Consider the following 16,721-nt stretch of genomic DNA (forward strand, 5'->3'; position numbering starts at 1 on the left):
ATATGACGCTGATCCCGCCTTGGCAGGCCAGGACGATTAATTTCAGCGCTTGAGCTTGCGCTTGTTGCGGTACTGGTCGATCACCACCGCGACCACGATGATTAGTCCCTTGATGATGTCCTGTATGTAAGCATCGACCCCGACAAACGTGAACCCGCTGGCCATCACCCCAAGGATCAAAGCGCCGATTACCGTGCCGGTGATGCGCCCCACTCCACCCGCCAGACTGGTACCACCGATAACTGCCGCGGCAATCGCGTCCAGCTCATAGGACATGCCCATCCCGGCCTGCCCGGTAGCGGCGCGGGCCGAAGCCACTACGCCGGCCAGCCCCGCCAGCAGTCCGGCGATGCTGTAGACGATGACCAGATGGCGTTTGACGTTGATGCCTGAGGTGCGCGCCGCCTGCATGTTGCCGCCGATGGCGTAGGTGTATTTGCCGTACTTGGTGTAGCGCAGCGCGATGTGGAAGATCACCGCCACCACCAGAAAAATGATCACCGGCATCGCGCCGTGGCCGATGGCCGTGTAGGAGTCCGAGAGCATGCTCACTGGCTGGCCTTCGGTGTAGTAACGCGCCAGGCCACGGGCCGAAACCATCATGCCCAGTGTGGCAATGAACGGCGGAATCCCGGTGATGGCGATGATGCTGCCGTTGATCGCCCCCGCCAGCAGCCCGACACCGAGCCCGGCAATCACCGGAATCCAGACCGGCAAATCGGTCAGTGACGGGAACACCGCCCGGGCGAAATCCGAGGTCTGCGCCAGACTGGCCGCGATCATCGCCGACAACGCGAGCACCGAGCCCGACGACAGGTCGATACCGGTGGTGATGATCACCTGGGTCACGCCAATCGCCAGCAGGCCGATGATCGACACTTGCAGGATCATCAACACCAGCCGCTGGGAGTTCATCAGGAAGCTCTGGTCGCGCACGATCCAGCCGAACAGTTCGAACACCAGGCCGATGCCGATCAGCACCAGGAAAATGCTCAGCTCCGTCGGAAAGCGCCGGCGACTCTTGACCGGTGCCGTGGCCGGTTTGTTTTCCAGTATCGCGTTCATAACCACTCACCTTTCTATCGCATCATCGACGGCGGCCTCGGCCACCAGCGGTATCCATTAATGAACCGAGGACAGGCCCGAGGCCAGTTGCATCACCCGCTCCTGAGTCGCCTCGCTGCGGTCGAGGGTGCCCATCAGGTCGCCCTCGTGCATGACCATCACCCGGTCACTCATGCCGAGCACTTCCGGCAGTTCCGAAGAAATCATGATCACCGCCATGCCTTCGCTGGCGAGGTAGGCGATGAGCCGGTAGATCTCGGCCTTGGCGCCTACATCGATGCCACGGGTCGGCTCGTCGAGAATCAGGATGCGCGGGTTGGTCATCAGCCAGCGGGCCAGCAAGGCCTTCTGCTGATTGCCACCCGACAGTGTGTCGATGCATTGCTCCAGCGACGGGGTTTTCACCCGCAGCTTCTTGCACATGTCTTCGCACAAGGCGCGCAAGGCTTTTTGCTGGATGAACCCGTGGCCGGCGTAGTGCGGCAGGACGGCCATTTCCATGTTTTCCAGCACCGAGAGGCACGGGAACAGACCGCTGAGTTTGCGATCCTCGGTCAACAGCGCGAAGCCCTTCTCGATCGCCATGTGCGGATCGCTGATGCGCACCACTTCGCCATCGAGACGGATCTCGCCACCGTCGCTGGGCGTGATGCCGAAGATCGCTTCGGCCACGTTGGTCCGGCCGGAGCCCATCAAACCGGCGATGCCGAGGATTTCCCCGGCATGCAGGTCGAAGGAGACGCCCTTGAAAATGCCATCGAGCTTGAGGTCGCGCACCGACAGCAACAGATCGCCGATCGGCTTTTCGCGCACCGGAAACAACTGGCTCAATTCGCGACCGACCATCATCGAGATCAGGCTGTCGCTGTCCATGGAATCGGCCCGCTGCAGGCCGATGTAGGCGCCGTCGCGGAACACCGCCACTTCATCGGCAATCGCGAACACTTCGTTCATTTTGTGGGTGATGTAGATGATGCCTTTGCCCTGGTTTTTCAGGTCGGCAATGATCGAGAACAGATGGGCGACTTCCTTGTCGGTGATGGCCGATGTCGGTTCGTCCATGATCAGGATGTCGGAGTCGTAAGACACGGCTTTGGCGATCTCGACCATCTGCCGCTCGGCGATACTCAGATTGCCGACCTGCTCTTCGGGATCAAGGTTGATCCGCAGGCGCTCCAGCAGTTTCGCCGTGCAGCGGTGCATTTCCCGATGGTCGATCATGTGAAAGCCGTTGAGCTGCTCGCGACCGATCCAGATGTTTTCGGCGATGCTCATGTGCGGCATCAGGTTGAGTTCCTGGTGGATCATCGCGATCCCGGCCTGAAGCGCTGCCAGTGGCGTTTCGAACACCACCGGTTTGCCCCGCAGGCGCAGCTCGCCGGCGTCTGGCTGGTAGATGCCGGCGATGATTTTCATCAGGGTGGATTTGCCCGCGCCATTCTCGCCCATGAGCGCCAGCACGGAACCGGGGCGTACCCGCAGTTGCACATCGGACAACGCCACCACACCGGGGAAACCCTTGCTGACGTTGAGGATCTCCAGCAGGTACGGCTCTTCGACAGGTATTGCAGTGGGCGGGCTCCCCGTCAAAGGGGTGCTCGAAGCAGTCGCTGAAGCGAACATGATCAGGTACTCCATCAGCAAGGTCGCGATCGCCACCTTGCGGGCTTATTGTTGTTATTGAACGGACGGACTATTTGAACTGGTCAACGTTTTGCGGCGTGATCAGGCGGAATGGCACCCAGACCGCCGGCTCGACCGGCTCATTCTTCGCCATTCTCACCGCGGTATCGATGGAGCCGTCGGCCTGACCCTTGGCGTCCTGGAACACGGAAGCGGCCAGCGAACCCTTCTTCACGGCGTTCAAGCCGTCCGGCGTACCGTCGACTCCCGCAATCAGCACGCTGCCTTTGGCGACGCCGGCCTGTTGCAGGGCCATGGCGGCACCGATGGCCATTTCGTCATTGTTGGAGACCACCGCGTCGAACTTGCGGCCCTGGGTCAGCCAGTCGTTGACCAGGGTCATGCCCTTGTCCCGTAGCCATACGCCGCTCTGCTCCTGCTCGACCTTGATGTCCGGGTATTTGGCCAGCACCTCTTTAACGCCCTTGGTGCGGTTGGTGGTGGAGTTGTTCGCCAGGTCCCCCAGCAGAATCACGATATCGCCCTTGCCGCCCATCTTGTCGGCCAGGTACTGCATCTGCATCTCGCCGGCCTCCAGGTCGTTGGAAGCAACGGTTACCACGCCTTTGGGCAGGTTCAGGTCATCGGGGCGGCGGTTGACGTAGACCAGCGGAATGCCGGCCTTCACTGCCGCTTCAGTAATCTTTTTGGTGGCGGCGGTATCCACCGGATTGACCACGATGGCGTCGACTTTCTGGCTGATGAAGCTCTCGACCTGGCTCAGTTGCTTGACCACATCGCTGCGGGCGTCTTCGAACTGCAGCTTGACGCCGTCGGGATAGGACTTGGCTTTCTTGTCCATGGATTCGCGCAGGTAGGTCAGCCAGGTGTCATCGAACTGGGACATGCTGACGCCGATCTTCATATCGGCCAGCGCAGCGCCGCTGGCGAACATCAGGGACAAGGCCAGTGAGGCAAAACGGGTCTTGGTCTTCATGAAAAGTCTTTCTCCACATTCTTGTTGGTTTTATGGATGAGGCATGACGATTTCAGTAAGCGGACAAGCAGTCGAAGCGTTGGAACGTATCCCGAGACAGTGAATCTGGAATCGACTTTATTGGAAAATATTTTCCATATCAACCTGTTTTAGAATTTTATTATGATTTTATTCCATGGCTTGCAAACTCACTCAGTTCCACTACCTGACGACGTTTGAAACTCAGGCGCGCAGCGTCTAGCACGCGGGTTGTCGCCAGTGCATCACGGGCGTCCACGGGCAGTGGGCCACCGTTTTGCAACGCGATTTGTAGCTGCAAATAGAACTGACTCCAGCAGCCGCGCTCAGACGGAACCCGCTCACGCTCGTCTCCGTGTTCGAACCAGCCCCAACGGCGGTGCTCTTCGACGCCCCAGCGCTCGCCTTCGGTTTTCGGCGAGAGCCCGGCCAGTGCCTGGGCCTCTTGCCCGTCCAGACCCTCGACGCTGTAACAGCCCAGCGTGCCGCTCACCCGAAAGCGCGGGCCAGGGCTGTTTTGCAGGCAACTGCCACCCAGATGCGAGGTCACGCCGTCGACGTGGGTCAGGGACATGAAGAAGCCGTGATCGAAGGCCTGGTCTTTTTCCAGGTAGTCCAGTTCCGCGTAGACCCGTGTCACCGGACCGAACAGCAACAGCGCCTGATCGACCAGATGACTGCCAAGGTCGCGCAGGAAACCACCGCCGCTGCCGTTGTGAACCGACGACGGCGAGTAACGCTCGATACGCGACTCGAACCGGCTGACCTGGCCCAACGCGCCGGATTCGATGAGTTTGCGCACGGTTAAAAAGTCCGAATCCCAGCGCCGGTTCTGATAGACGCTGAGCGGTACATTCTGGCGCTCGGCCATGGTGATCAGGGTTTGCGCCTGCTGCCAGTCGGCGGCGAACGGCTTGTCGCTGACCACCGCCACGCCGTGTTCGATGCCGTCGAGCACCAGTGCCGGCCGGCCCTTGAGGGGCGTCGATACCACCAGCACATCAATCCCGGCTTCCACCAACTGGCCGATGCTGTCGAAGGCCGGCACACCCGGATGCTCCGCCGCCAGCAACTGTCGGCGCTCCGCTGAACGGGTGACCACGCCGACGAACGTCGCCGCCGGCAGACTGCTGATCAGCGGAGCATGAAAAAACCGGCCGCCATGGCCGTAACCGACAAGTCCGATGCGCATACAAGTATTTCCCTGAATAAAACGCGGACCCTGTGGGAGCGGGCTTGCCCGCGATGGCGGCGGCACATTCCACATTGATGTGCCCTGATAGACCGCAATCGCGAGCAAGCTCGGTCCCACAGAGATTTGCGTCAGCTGTAGAAATGGGGACGGTCCGGCAGTGCAACGTTGACGATCGCCCCGCTGTTCTGCGCTTCGATGCACGCATCGGCGGCAACCGCGGCGGCGAAGCCATCCCACGCCGACGGTCCACCCACCTGCCCCGCCCGCACGCCATCGATGAACGCCTGCAACTCGACGTCATAGGCCGCGATGAAGCGATCCTTCCAGTCCATCAGAATCGCGTTGGACAGCTTGGCCCCGCTGCGCAATTGAACCTGGGACGGCTCCGGCAATTTGGCGATGCCGGTCTCCCCCACCACTTCGCACTGGATGTCGTAGCCGTACTGGCAATTGACGAAGACTTCCACGTCGATGCGCGTGCCCTTGGCGGTTTCCAGCAGCACGATCTGCGGATCTTTCAAATGCGCGAGGGCTTTGCTGCTCTTGCGCGGGAACACCACCTGCACCGAGACGTAATCGTCATCGAGCAACCAGCGCAGTACGTCCAGCTCATGGATCAACGTGTCGGTGATCGCCATGTCGGTCTTGTAGTTTTCACCCACGCTCGGGTTGCGGTGCGCGCAATGCAGCATCAACGGTTCGCCGATCTGGCCGCTGTCGATCACCGACTTCAACGCGCGATAACCTTCATCGTACGGACGCATGAAACCGACCTGCACCAGCCGTTTGCCGTGGGCGACTTCGGCCTCGACGATCTTGCGGCAGCCTTCGGCGGTGACCGCCAGTGGTTTCTCGCAGAACACCGGTTTGCCCGCCGCAATCGCGGCCAGCACGAACTCTTCGTGGCTCGGGCCCCAGGAGGTGACGAGGATCGCCTCGACGTCCGGCGCCTGGATCAGCGCATGGCCGTCGGGATAAACCTCGGCGGTCAGCTTCAGGTCAGCGACGACCTTGGCCGCCTGCTGCAGATTGATGTCGGTGACCGCCACGACCTGGCTGTTGAGCAAGGTCTGGCTGCAACGACGGATGTGGTCCTGGCCGATGGCCCCGGTGCCGATGACGCCTAGCCGCAACGCTTGGGAAAGCAATGACATGAAAGGATTCCTTGTGGTTGTTCGATTCAGGGCAATCAGTACTGACGGGCCTTGGCCAGTCGTTCGTTCAGGGTTTTGGCTACCGCGTCGGTGCGGGCGCTGGTGGAGACTTGCGCCACGCCGACCCGCCACCACGACAGATAACCGTGAATCATGGTCTTGGGCAGAACCTTGATGTCGATCAGGGTCGAGACCGTCTGCAAGCGCGCATCGGCCAGCGCCGCCTGCAGTTCTTCAACGGTATTCACCTTGTAGGTCTTGCAGCCGTAGGCCGCCGCGCTCATGGCGAAATCCACCGGCACGAAAGCACCGTCGAGCTTGCCGCTCTGCGGGTTGCGGAAGCGGAACTCGGTGGCAAAGCTGTCCATGCCGTTGCCCATCTGCAGGTTGTTGATGCAACCGAAGGTCATGTTGTCGAACAGCACCACGTTGATCTTGCGTCGCTCCTGGATCGAGGTGGCGAGCTCCGAGTGCAGCATCATGTAAGAGCCGTCGCCCACCAGCGCATAAACCTCGCGCTCAGGCTCGGCGAGCTTCACGCCCAGCGCCGCGTTCACCTCATAGCCCATGCACGAATATCCGTATTCGACGTGATAGGTGTTCACCCCTTTGCTGCGCCAGCTGCGCTGCAAGTCGCCGGGCAGGCTGCCGGCGGCGGCGACGATGACCGCGTCATCGGCGAGGGTTTCATTGAGCACGCCTAGCACGCGGCTCTGGGTCAGGCAGGAACCGGTCAGCTCGATGAATTCGCGCAACACCGCCGGATCGAGGTGGTCGTTGATTTCCGGGATGAAATCCCGCGCCTGATAGTCAATCTGATGCAGGCGATCCACTTCCTCATCCAGTTGCGCCCGGGCCTGACGGGGTTGATCGCCCCAAGCGGAACGGTAGTCGCCCAGCGCTTCGGCCAGCGTCGACAAACCCGTCCGTGCATCCGCCAACAGTTGCACACCGTCGAGTTTCAGCGCGTCGCACGGGCTGATATTGAGGTTGAGAAATTGCACGTCAGGGTGCTGGAACAAGGATTTCGACGCGGTGGTGAAATCGCTGTAGCGGGTGCCGACCCCGATGATCAGATCCGCTTCCCTGGCCAGCAGGTTTGCCGCCAGGCAACCGGTTTCGCCAATGCCGCCGACGTTCAGCGGATGGCTGGACACCAGCGCGCTTTTGCCGGCCTGGGTTTCGGCGAAGGGAATATCGAAGCGCTCGGCAAACGCCTGCAACGCCGCATTGGCGCCCGAGTATTTGACGCCGCCACCACAGATGATCAGCGGTTTGCGCTTGCCTTTGAACAGTGCCACGGCATCGCCGAGCATCGCTTCAGTGGCCGGACGACGCTCGATGCGATGCACGCGTTTTTGCAGGAAATAATCGGGATAGTCGTAGGCCTCGGCCTGCACGTCCTGCGGCAGGGCCAGGGTCACGGCGCCGGTTTCGGCGGGATCCGTGAGCACACGCATGGCGTGGATTGCTGCGGTCATCAATTGTTCGGGACGGTTGATGCGATCCCAGTATTTGCTCACGGCCTTGAACGCATCGTTGGTGCTGATGCTCAGGTCGTGGAACTGCTCGATCTGTTGCAACACCGGGTCCGGTTGACGGCAGGCATAGACATCACCCGGCAACAGCAGCAAGGGAATCCGGTTGGCAGTCGCGGTCGCGGCAGCGGTCAGCATGTTCGCCGCGCCCGGCCCCACGGACGAGGTACAGGCGTAGATCTTGCGCCGCAGATGCTGCTTGGCGAAACCGATCGCCGCATGGGCCATGCCTTGTTCGTTGCGGCCCTGATGGACGATCAGGTCACCGCTGTCCTGCTCCAGCGCCTGCCCCAGACCCAGCACGTTGCCGTGGCCGAAAATGGTAAAGATCCCGGCGACGAACTTGCTCTGAACGCCATCGACCTCGATGTACTGGTTGTCGAGGAATTTCACCAGGGCCTGGGCCATGGTCAGTTTTGTTGTGGTCATAACCGCACCTTTCAAATTCAGATCCGATCCCTGCGAGGGGCACTGTCAACCCAGGGATTTGCTCAGGTGTTCCATGCTCGCGCCGATCGCCGTCTGGATATCCGCCAGGCCATGGACGCTGTCTGCAAACGGTTCAAACGACAGGTAGCCGCTGTAGCCGCCAGCAAGCAGGCTGTTGATTTGTGCCGCGTTACCGAGAATGTCGTCCGCGCCCACCAGCACCCGGTGACCATCGCCAAGGGTCGCCAGCGGCGCCTCGGTTTCCTCGACACCGGAGATGTGCACCAGCCCGGTCAGCTCAGGGAAAAACTCCTGCTCACCGGCCAAATGGTGATGAAAGGTGTCGTGAACCAGACGGAACACATCCAGCCCGCCGACTGCCTTGATCGCTTCCACCGCCGTGCGTTTGCGGCGCAGCGAGCAGGCTTTGAAACCCAGCGGTTCGATGTATCCCAGCAGGCCGTGATCGCGCAGGATCGGCGCCAGCTCGCTCAACGCGGTGCGCAGGCCCGACGCACGTTCGGCGACGCTGCGCGGATCGGCGCGGTCGTTCAACGGGCACATCACCAGCCCCCGCGCACCACAATCGCGGGCATAGCCAGCCAGCTTCAAGGCCTGCGCGCGGCGCTCGTCATTCCACACGTCAAACGGATACAACGCGTTGATCGACAGCACGCTGATGCCATGTGCCGTGCACAACTCACGCACGTGTCCGGGCGCGGTGCCGTCCTCGATCTCGATGCCTTTGAGGTCGTTGCGGATCTCGATGGCGTCGGCCTTGAGGGTCACCGCCAATTCGATGAACGCCGGCAGTGACAAACGTGGAGCGACCATTCGGTTCAGGGCAAAACGCAGTGGAGTACTCATTCTTGTTGTTCTCCGCGCAGATGATTTATTTGGCCGTCGGCATGCTGAACTCCGGGCCCTTGGCAATGCTGTCGGGCCAGCGCTGCATCACGCTTTTGTAGCGACTGTAGAAACGAATGCCTTCCTCCCCGTAGGCATGGTGATCGCCGAACAGCGAGCGCTTCCAGCCACCGAACGAATGCCAGGCCATGGGCACCGGAATCGGCACGTTGATGCCAACCATCCCGACCTTGATGCTGCGGGCGAAGGCGCGGGCGATCCCGCCATCGCTGGTGAAGCACGACACGCCATTGCCGAATTCGTGGGCGTTGATCAGCGCCACGGCACTGGCGAAATCCGGCACGCGCACGACGCCCAGCACCGGGCCGAAGATTTCCTGCTGATAAATGCTCATGTCGGTGGTGACGTGATCGAACAGCGTCGCGCCGACGAAAAAGCCCGCCTCGGCGCCCGGCACCTTGAAGTGCCGGCCGTCGACAATCAGCTGCGCACCCTGAGCCACGCCCTGATCGATAAAACCCTCCACCCTGGCCTTGTGTTCGGCGGTGACCAGCGGGCCCATGTCGTTGTCGCCTTGCAGACCGTTGCCGACTTTCAACTGATCGATCCGCGGCAGCAGTTTGGCGATCAGTTGATCGCCGACTTCGCCGACCGCGACCGCAATCGAAATCGCCATGCAGCGCTCACCGGCCGATCCGTAAGCGGCGCCGACCAAGGCATCCGCGGCTTGATCCAGATCCGCGTCGGGCATGACGATCATGTGATTCTTCGCGCCGCCCAGCGCCTGCACCCGCTTGCCGCGCGCGGTGGCCTGCTGGTGGATGTACTCGGCAATCGGCGTCGATCCGACAAACGAAATCGCCTCGATGTCCGGGTGCTGCAGCAAGGCGTCGACCGCCGTCTTGTCGCCCTGAACCACGTTGAACACGCCGTCCGGCAAACCGGCTTCGGTCAACAGGCGAGCCATCAGCAAACTGGCGGACGGATCGCGCTCGGACGGTTTGAGGATGAAGCAGTTGCCGGTGACCAGCGCCAGCGGAATCATCCACAGCGGCACCATCACCGGGAAGTTGAACGGCGTGACCCCGGCGCAGACGCCGAGTGGCTGACGCAGGTTCCAGTTGTCGATGCCGCCGCCGATGTTGTCGCTGAACTCGGTCTTCAACAGGTTCGGCGCACCGCAGGCGTATTCGACGATTTCAATGCCTCGGGTGACTTCGCCCTTGGCATCGGAAAACACCTTGCCGTGTTCGCGGCTGATGATTTCGGCCAGTTCGTCGTGATGACGATCGAGCAATTCCTTGAACTTGAACATCACCCGCGAACGGCGCAGGGACGATTGCTCGGACCAGGCCGGGAATGCCTTGAGCGCCGAAGCGACAGCAGCGTCCACGGTCTCCTGACTGGCCAGCCCGACTCGCGCCTGAACGGCACCGGTGGCCGGATTGAAGACATTGCTGAATCGTTCGCTACCGCTGTCCTGCACCTGACCATCGATGTAGTGGCCTATGACCGGGGCGTCGCTCATTGTTCTTGTTCTCCGTGCGAAAGTTGGAATTCAGAGATCCAGCAGCCAGCTGTGCTGCGGGTCGTTATGGAACTGCCAGACGCGTTTCGGCCCGGCCATCACGTTCAAGTAATAGGACTCGTAGCCATACGGCACGCTGACCGGGTGATAGCCCTTGGGCACGACCACGAGGTCGCTGTTTTCCACGGCCATGGCCTGATCGATGCTGCGGTCGTCGGTGTAGACCCGCTGGAACACGAAGCCCTGGGGCGGGTTGATCTGGTGGTAATAGGTTTCTTCGAGAAAGCTCTGGTGCGGCAGGTCGTCGGTGTCGTGCTTGTGCGGCGGATAGCTCGACGAGTGTCCCGACGGCGTGCGCACTTCCACCACCAGCAGCGAATGGGCCGGCTCGCTGTCCGGCAGGATGTCGCAGACATAACGGGTGTTGGCGCCCTTGCCGCGCACGCTGCGCTTCATGGTTTCAGGCCTGATCAGGCGCGGGCCGAGGCCCGTGGTGGTCGAACCGGGAGCGGCGCAAACCGCCACTTGCGCATCACTCAATGCCACCACCTGCGCCTGACTGCCGAGTGGCAGGTACGCGGCGAACGGGGATTTGTCTTCGAACACCGACTGGCGATCACCGAGGTTGTCCCAGTTGAAGGCGCCTTGCCCCGGCGCTTCGCCGTGGATGCCGACCCGGCCGCTGAGCAGCACCAGGCACAGCTCCTTGTCGCCCGCTGCGACAGGCAAGGTTTCACCCAGGCTCAAGCGATAGGCGGCGAAACCGACGTATTGCAGCTCACCTTCAGCCAGCTCGACCATGGTCCGGCCACGGGCATTGCTTTTGACCAGCAGGCTCATCGTGCAGTCCTCGCGTCGAGCAACGCACGCAAGGTGTCGAAGCCTTTTTTCGCGTAGACATAACTCGGCGCCACTGCCGGATCCTGCTCGGCCTCGACCACCAGCCAACCGTGGTAATCGGCCGCCAGCAGCACGTCCAGCAACTCGGAGAAGTCGATGTCACCATCCCCTGGCACGGTGAAGGTGCCGTTGATGATGCAGTCGGGGAAGCTCCACAGGTTGTTGCGCGCCAGTTGTACCACCGGTTTGCGCACGTCCTTGAAGTGCACGTGGCAGATGCGCGACAGGTGTTTGCGCAGCACCTGCAAGGGTTCACCACCGCCCATGTAGCAATGGCCCGAATCGAACAGCAGCCCGACTTCATTACCGGTCAACGCCATCAGGGTGTCGATGTCCGACGGCGATTCGACGTAGGCACCCATATGGTGGTGATACGCCAGACGCACGCCCTGGGACAGGGTGAAGCGCGCCAGCTCGGTCAGCTTGTCGGCGTATTGTTGCCACGCCTGTTCGGTATGAAAACGCGGGCGCTCGACCAGCGGAATTCGCTGGCCCTGAATGGAGTCGGCGACTTCACCGTAAACCAGCACGTTCGCGCCGTTCTTCGCCAGCAGCTCGACATGGCTGGCAATCGCGTCGATTTCCTCTGCCACCGAACGCCGCGCCAGACGACTGGAATACCAGCCGGACACCAGCGCCAGGTCATACGGACGCAGCACGTCGCCAACACCTTTGGCGTCCTTGGGAAACTTGCCGTTGAGTTCGAAGCCTTCATAACCGATGGCCTTGCCTTCGCTGAGGGCGGTGCTCAGCGGCGTTTCACCGCCGAGGGACGGCAGGTCGTCGTTGCTCCAGGAAATCGGGTTGATGCCAATTCGGATAGCGGGCATGGCTGCACCTTTTATTGTTATTTCTAGAATGTTCAACCGCGGCTCAGGCCCGGGCCGTACGCCAGGCATCGATCAGCTCGACGAAGGTGCCCTGCACCTGACGGATCAGCGTCTCGTCGTCGATTTCGCCGGCCAGCCAGGCGCGGCTCGGTTCCTGGAAAATCGTACGGCCCACGGCGAACCCGCGGCAGGTCTGGCTCTGACTGGCCTGCTGGAAGCCTTCGGCCAATGCGGATGCCGGGGCATTCAGGCCCAGCAGCACCACGCCTCGGCAATAGGGATCGCGCGCCTGGATCAGTTCGTCGAGCTGTTGCCATTCCTCGGCGCTCTGCGTTTCGATCTTCCACCACGCCGGGTAGATGCCCAGGTTGTAGAGGCGCTTGAGCGCGCGATACAACACGTCGGGATGCGGTGAGGGGTGATCCTTGGGCGGGATGATTTCCAGCAGCAGTTCGTGACCGCTGACTTGCGATGCCTGATATAGCGCCTTGATTTGCGCTTCCTGCTCCAGCCGCAGCATCGGTTCGTCGTCCGGGTGGAATTGCACCAGGCATTTGATGATTTGTTCCTGCGGCCAGGCGATCAGGTTGCTGCCGATCGAGCGCCCGTGCTCGAAGGCCAGCGGCCGCGAGCCCTGCACCTCGACCGGCCGCGCCACCCACCAGCCTCGACCGGTGGCGGCGTTCAGCGAGTCCTGACCGAAACGCTGATCCGCCAACAGCCCGACATCGGCTTCGATGCTCTGCTCGCGCAAATCGTTTTCGACCCGCTCCACGGCCTTGATAAACAGTTGCTTGAGTTCGCCGATGGCGCCGAGGTCGCGTCCGCCCTTCTGGGCCAGTTCCACCAGTTGTCCGCGATGGTCGAAGGCAAAGATGAACAGTTGCTTCCACTGCTTGCGCGGCACACTGACCTGATGCAGGCGTTGCAGGGTGACGTCCTGATCCGGCCGGGTAATCGGTACCGGGCTGCTGAAGAGGTAATCGAGTTCGGCACGGGTCGGCATCGCCGGCGCGCAGGCATGGCGCGACACCACCAGACCACCGCAGGCGTTGGCCAACTTGCAGCAACGCTCGTCGCTGGCATCCTCCAGCCAACCGCTGAGGAAACCCGACATGAACGCATCGCCGGCGCCCAGTACGTTCAGCACCTCGACCCGCACGCCGGGATAAATCGCGCCGTCTTCAAGACGTTGTGGAATCTCCCCGTGGATCACCGTGCAACCTTGCGGACCGAGCTTGACCACCAAGGTCGCTGCGCTCAAGCGCCGGACATTGCGCAGGGCGGTGAGCAAATCCTCGGAACCGCCGGCCAGCAGAAACTCTTCTTCCGTCCCGACCACAAGGTCGAAGCGCGGGAGGATTTGTTGCACATGTTGAGTGACGTTCTGATCGGCAACGAAACGGGTTTCGCCGTCCGCCTTGCCGGCGAGTCCCCACAGGACCGGGCGGTAGTCGATGTCCAGCACCCGTTTGACGTTGTGCTTTTCGGCGTAGTCCAGCGCCTGGATGCTCGCCTTGTAGACGCCATCGGTGGAGAAATGAGTGCCGGTGATCAGCAAGGCTTTGCTGGAGGCGATAAAGGCTTCGCTGATGTCTTCGGCCCGCAGCGCCATGTCGGCGCAATTCTCACGGTAGAAGACCAGGGGAAAGGTTTCCCGATCCTTGAGACCGAGCAGCACCATGGCGGTCAGACGCTGCGGATCGACCTTGATGCCGCTGACATCGCAGCCTTCACGGGCCAGCGACTCGATCAGGAAACGCCCCATATGATCGTCGCCGGTCCGGCTCAGCATCGCCGATCTGAGCCCCAGCCGGGCGGTGCCGAACGCGATGTTGGCGGACGAGCCGCCGAGGTATTTGGCGAAGCTGCTCACATCCTCCAGCCGTGCCCCGACTTGCTGCGCATAGAGGTCGACGCCGAGGCGTCCGAGGCAAATCAGATCCAATTGACGTCCACTGGCAAAACGAGTCTGGCCCATGCTGGCTCCTGTTATTTTTATCAGCCTGTGCCCAACGCGGTGACCGCGCCGGACACTCTTGGTGGATGCAGACTAAAACGAGCCGGATCGAACAATCAATAAATATTCCAATTATTTTTCACGTGGAATATTTTTTCCAATAAGCTTCAGTGCGGGCGCTCCAGACGCAGTGCATCGTTTCAGCAGGCATCCCGCTGGCGCAAGCCCAAGATTTTGTCCGGGCCGAGCCTGTAGACTGCGCACAGCCAAACTATTGTCAGGGGACGAGACGTAACCGTCCCTATAAGAACAAGCCAAAAGGATTATTTATGTCCAGCACCGATCAGCCGGCTACCGCCGAGAGCACGCCCGAGAGCGATCTTGCCAGCCCCCCGATCAATGCCGAGCGTCTGCTGCAGCTCATCACCACTGAATACGAAAGCCTTCCGCGCCAGCTCAAACGCATCGCCAGTTACATGAGCCAGCAAAGCGACCGGATCATGGTCGACCGTATCAGCGACATCGCCCGCGAGTGCGAAGTGCACCCGTCGGCCATCGTGCGGTTTTCCCAGCGTTTCGGTTTCAGCGGATTCAGTGAAATGCAGGCGCTGTTCCGCGAGGCGTATACCCACAAAGCCACGCCGGTACAGAACTACCAGCAGCGCATTCGCAGCATGATCGCCAACAAGTCGCAGAAAGCCAGCGGCGGCGACCTGGCCCGCGAGTGCATCGACGCCACCCTTTCGGGCATCGAACGCCTGGGCCAGGAACTGGATGACCAGGCCTTTGAAAAGGCCGTGGATCTTGTGGTCAATGCCGACAATATCTACGTGGTCGGGGTGCGCCGCTCGTTCGCCGTGGCCGACTATCTGGTCTACAACCTGCAACACACCAACAAGCGCATTCACCTGGTCTCGGGCCTCGGCGGCAGCTATCGCGAGCAGATGCGCAGCGTGCGCGCCAATGACCTGGTGATCGCCATCAGCTTTACGCCGTATGGTAAGGAAACCCAGCACTGCCTGCGCATCGCCCAGCACCATCAGGCGAAAACCCTGATCATCACTGACAGCAATCTCTCGCCCCTGGCCAAGCGCGCCAATACCCTGCTGCTGGTCAATGAAGGTAGCTCGTTTGCGTTCCGATCCTTGAGTGCGACTTTGTGCCTTTGCCAAGCGCTGTTTATCGCCGTGGCCTATCGACTGGAGTTGAAGGTGGACGAGATTCACGAGCAGGTCGGGTTCGAGGACTGATCGGAGCACCGTAATCTCAACGAATGCGGCAAATCAAAATATTTATTCCATTATTTGAATACAGTGAATATTTATTCTATAAACAGGATCTCTGAAAACAAAAACTCAAAGGATCCTGTCATGCGTGAACTCGGAATCGGCCTGATCGGCACGGGCTTCATGGGGCGCGCCCACGCCCTGGCCTTTCGCAACGTCAGCGGGGCATTCGAACTGCCCTTCACCCTTCGCCTGGCCGGCCTGGCTGACGCCGATCCCGCACGCGCACAAGCCTGCGCCACCGCCTGGGGCTTCGATCAGGCCCATGGCGACTGGCAGCGATTGATCGACGACCCCAAGGTCAACCTGATCGCCATCACCACTCCCAATCACCTGCACTACCCGATGGCCATGGCCGCCCTCGCCGCCGGTAAGCCGGTTTACTGCGAAAAGCCGCTGGCGGTGAATCTTGAGCAAGCTCATGCCATGCACGTGGCGGCGAAGCATGCCGGCGTCGTCGCCCGGGTCGGCTACAACTATCAGCACAACCCGATCATCGGCCTGGCACGCGAGCTGATCCTGAGTGGCGAACTCGGCAAGATCATCAGCTTTCAAGGTGAGTTCAGCGAAGATTTCATGGCCGATCCGGCCTCCCCCTGGTCGTGGCGCTGCGAACCGGAACATGCCGGTGGAGCATTGGCGGATCTGGGCAGCCACCTGCTCGCCATGGCGCGCTACCTGCTGGGCGATGTCGAAGCGGTGTGCGCCGACTCCCAGACAGTCCATGACCAACGCCCGACCACAACCGGCAGCCAGGAACGACGTCGCATTGCGGTCGACGATCAAGCCCATGCCTTGCTGCGTTTCGCCAGTGGCGCGCGGGGTACCTTCAGCAGCAGCTGGCTCAAGCATGGCTACAAGAATCATCTGAGCTTCGAGATCAGCGGCACCCGAGGCACCCTGGCGTTTGATCAGGAGCGCTTGAACGAGCTACGCCTGTGTCGCGCCGGCGAAGGTGGCTTCCAGCGTTTACTCGCCGGACCGGACTTGCCCGGCTACGCCGCGTTCAGCCCGGCGCCGGGGCATCAGCTGGGCTACAACGAGCTGAAGACACTGGAAGTGCATGAGCTGATAATGGCGTTGGCCGGGAGCGGGCAGACCGGGACTGATTTTGAAGAGGCATTTGAAGTTGAGAGGCTGGCGACGGCGATTCGGGTCGCGGCTGAGGAACGACGCTGGGTGTCTGTCAGTGAAATCACTGGGTAGTTTTGTGCGGGCACAAAAAAGCCGATCGGGATGATCGGCTTGTGTGTCTGAATTTACTGAAGAGGAAACTGAATCCCCTGCAAAAGTCACTGCGCATGAAAAAGCCCAACTCGCTAAAGTTGGGC

At 61.2% G+C, this 16,721-nt stretch carries 13 protein-coding genes; 2 read left to right on the forward strand and 11 right to left on the reverse strand.

Features of this window, described 5'->3' with window-relative positions:
* Positions 1 to 42: 42 nt before the first annotated feature.
* The 11 genes from L6D82_RS18565 to L6D82_RS18615 form a co-directional block, all read right to left on the reverse strand.
* Positions 43 to 1,065, reverse strand: coding sequence for an ABC transporter permease (locus tag L6D82_RS18565; RefSeq protein ID WP_007956055.1), 1,023 nt, complete (start codon positions 1,063 to 1,065; stop codon positions 43 to 45).
* Positions 1,066 to 1,122: 57 nt separating this feature from the next.
* A complete protein-coding gene (locus L6D82_RS18570; protein ID WP_102688418.1) occupies positions 1,123 to 2,688 on the reverse strand; it encodes a sugar ABC transporter ATP-binding protein in 1,566 nt (521 codons plus the stop codon).
* Between the two features lie 70 nt (positions 2,689 to 2,758).
* Positions 2,759 to 3,685 carry a sugar ABC transporter substrate-binding protein gene (locus tag L6D82_RS18575; RefSeq protein ID WP_007956051.1) on the reverse strand — a complete coding sequence of 309 codons (927 nt, stop codon included), beginning with the start codon at positions 3,683 to 3,685 and terminating at the stop codon, positions 2,759 to 2,761.
* A 160-nt stretch (positions 3,686 to 3,845) separates the two neighbouring features.
* Positions 3,846 to 4,895, reverse strand: coding sequence for a Gfo/Idh/MocA family protein (locus L6D82_RS18580; RefSeq protein WP_102688402.1), 1,050 nt, complete (start codon positions 4,893 to 4,895; stop codon positions 3,846 to 3,848).
* 131 nt (positions 4,896 to 5,026) lie between these two features.
* On the reverse strand, positions 5,027 to 6,052 hold the full coding sequence (iolG, locus tag L6D82_RS18585) for a bifunctional inositol 2-dehydrogenase/D-chiro-inositol 1-dehydrogenase (RefSeq protein WP_085747788.1): 1,026 nt from the start codon (positions 6,050 to 6,052) through the stop codon (positions 5,027 to 5,029).
* Between the two features lie 35 nt (positions 6,053 to 6,087).
* On the reverse strand, positions 6,088 to 8,019 hold the full coding sequence (gene iolD, locus L6D82_RS18590; RefSeq protein ID WP_236190913.1) for a 3D-(3,5/4)-trihydroxycyclohexane-1,2-dione acylhydrolase (decyclizing): 1,932 nt from the start codon (positions 8,017 to 8,019) through the stop codon (positions 6,088 to 6,090).
* Positions 8,020 to 8,064: 45 nt separating this feature from the next.
* Positions 8,065 to 8,886, reverse strand: coding sequence for a TIM barrel protein (locus tag L6D82_RS18595; RefSeq protein ID WP_236190915.1), 822 nt, complete (start codon positions 8,884 to 8,886; stop codon positions 8,065 to 8,067).
* 25 nt (positions 8,887 to 8,911) lie between these two features.
* A complete protein-coding gene (locus L6D82_RS18600) occupies positions 8,912 to 10,414 on the reverse strand; it encodes a CoA-acylating methylmalonate-semialdehyde dehydrogenase (RefSeq protein ID WP_236190918.1) in 1,503 nt (500 codons plus the stop codon).
* Between the two features lie 30 nt (positions 10,415 to 10,444).
* Positions 10,445 to 11,254: a 5-deoxy-glucuronate isomerase gene (iolB, locus tag L6D82_RS18605; protein WP_085747792.1), complete on the reverse strand. Its 810-nt coding sequence runs from the start codon at positions 11,252 to 11,254 to the stop codon at positions 10,445 to 10,447.
* Positions 11,251 to 12,144: a myo-inosose-2 dehydratase gene (gene iolE / locus L6D82_RS18610; protein ID WP_134020751.1), complete on the reverse strand. Its 894-nt coding sequence runs from the start codon at positions 12,142 to 12,144 to the stop codon at positions 11,251 to 11,253. The genes iolB and iolE overlap by 4 nt, the downstream gene beginning before the upstream one ends.
* Before the next feature lie 43 nt (positions 12,145 to 12,187).
* Positions 12,188 to 14,125, reverse strand: a complete 1,938-nt coding sequence (locus L6D82_RS18615; protein WP_236190928.1) for a bifunctional 5-dehydro-2-deoxygluconokinase/5-dehydro-2-deoxyphosphogluconate aldolase — start codon at positions 14,123 to 14,125, stop codon at positions 12,188 to 12,190.
* 308 nt (positions 14,126 to 14,433) lie between these two features.
* Between L6D82_RS18615 and L6D82_RS18620 the strand changes: the two genes are divergently transcribed.
* Both L6D82_RS18620 and L6D82_RS18625 read left to right on the forward strand, forming a co-directional pair.
* Positions 14,434 to 15,354, forward strand: coding sequence for a MurR/RpiR family transcriptional regulator (locus L6D82_RS18620; protein WP_085747795.1), 921 nt, complete (start codon positions 14,434 to 14,436; stop codon positions 15,352 to 15,354).
* A gap of 120 nt (positions 15,355 to 15,474) precedes the next feature.
* Positions 15,475 to 16,596, forward strand: coding sequence for a Gfo/Idh/MocA family protein (locus tag L6D82_RS18625; protein WP_236190930.1), 1,122 nt, complete (start codon positions 15,475 to 15,477; stop codon positions 16,594 to 16,596).
* Positions 16,597 to 16,721 lie beyond the last annotated feature (125 nt).

The sequence above is a fragment of the Pseudomonas paraglycinae genome, from assembly GCF_021601625.1.
In the GTDB taxonomy this organism is placed as follows: Bacteria; Pseudomonadota; Gammaproteobacteria; order Pseudomonadales; family Pseudomonadaceae; genus Aquipseudomonas; species Aquipseudomonas paraglycinae.

Coding starts and splice junctions, on each gene's coding strand:
- iolB (WP_085747792.1), bottom strand. CDS start 11,254: ATGAGCCTGCTGGTCAAAAGCAATGCCCGTGGCCGGACCATGGTCGAG.
- L6D82_RS18615 (WP_236190928.1), bottom strand. CDS start 14,125: ATGGGCCAGACTCGTTTTGCCAGTGGACGTCAATTGGATCTGATTTGC.
- L6D82_RS18565 (WP_007956055.1), bottom strand. CDS start 1,065: ATGAACGCGATACTGGAAAACAAACCGGCCACGGCACCGGTCAAGAGT.
- iolE (WP_134020751.1), bottom strand. CDS start 12,144: ATGCCCGCTATCCGAATTGGCATCAACCCGATTTCCTGGAGCAACGAC.
- L6D82_RS18570 (WP_102688418.1), bottom strand. CDS start 2,688: ATGTTCGCTTCAGCGACTGCTTCGAGCACCCCTTTGACGGGGAGCCCG.
- L6D82_RS18580 (WP_102688402.1), bottom strand. CDS start 4,895: ATGCGCATCGGACTTGTCGGTTACGGCCATGGCGGCCGGTTTTTTCAT.
- iolD (WP_236190913.1), bottom strand. CDS start 8,019: ATGACCACAACAAAACTGACCATGGCCCAGGCCCTGGTGAAATTCCTC.
- L6D82_RS18595 (WP_236190915.1), bottom strand. CDS start 8,886: ATGAGTACTCCACTGCGTTTTGCCCTGAACCGAATGGTCGCTCCACGT.
- iolG (WP_085747788.1), bottom strand. CDS start 6,052: ATGTCATTGCTTTCCCAAGCGTTGCGGCTAGGCGTCATCGGCACCGGG.
- L6D82_RS18625 (WP_236190930.1), top strand. CDS start 15,475: ATGCGTGAACTCGGAATCGGCCTGATCGGCACGGGCTTCATGGGGCGC.
- L6D82_RS18575 (WP_007956051.1), bottom strand. CDS start 3,685: ATGAAGACCAAGACCCGTTTTGCCTCACTGGCCTTGTCCCTGATGTTC.
- L6D82_RS18600 (WP_236190918.1), bottom strand. CDS start 10,414: ATGAGCGACGCCCCGGTCATAGGCCACTACATCGATGGTCAGGTGCAG.
- L6D82_RS18620 (WP_085747795.1), top strand. CDS start 14,434: ATGTCCAGCACCGATCAGCCGGCTACCGCCGAGAGCACGCCCGAGAGC.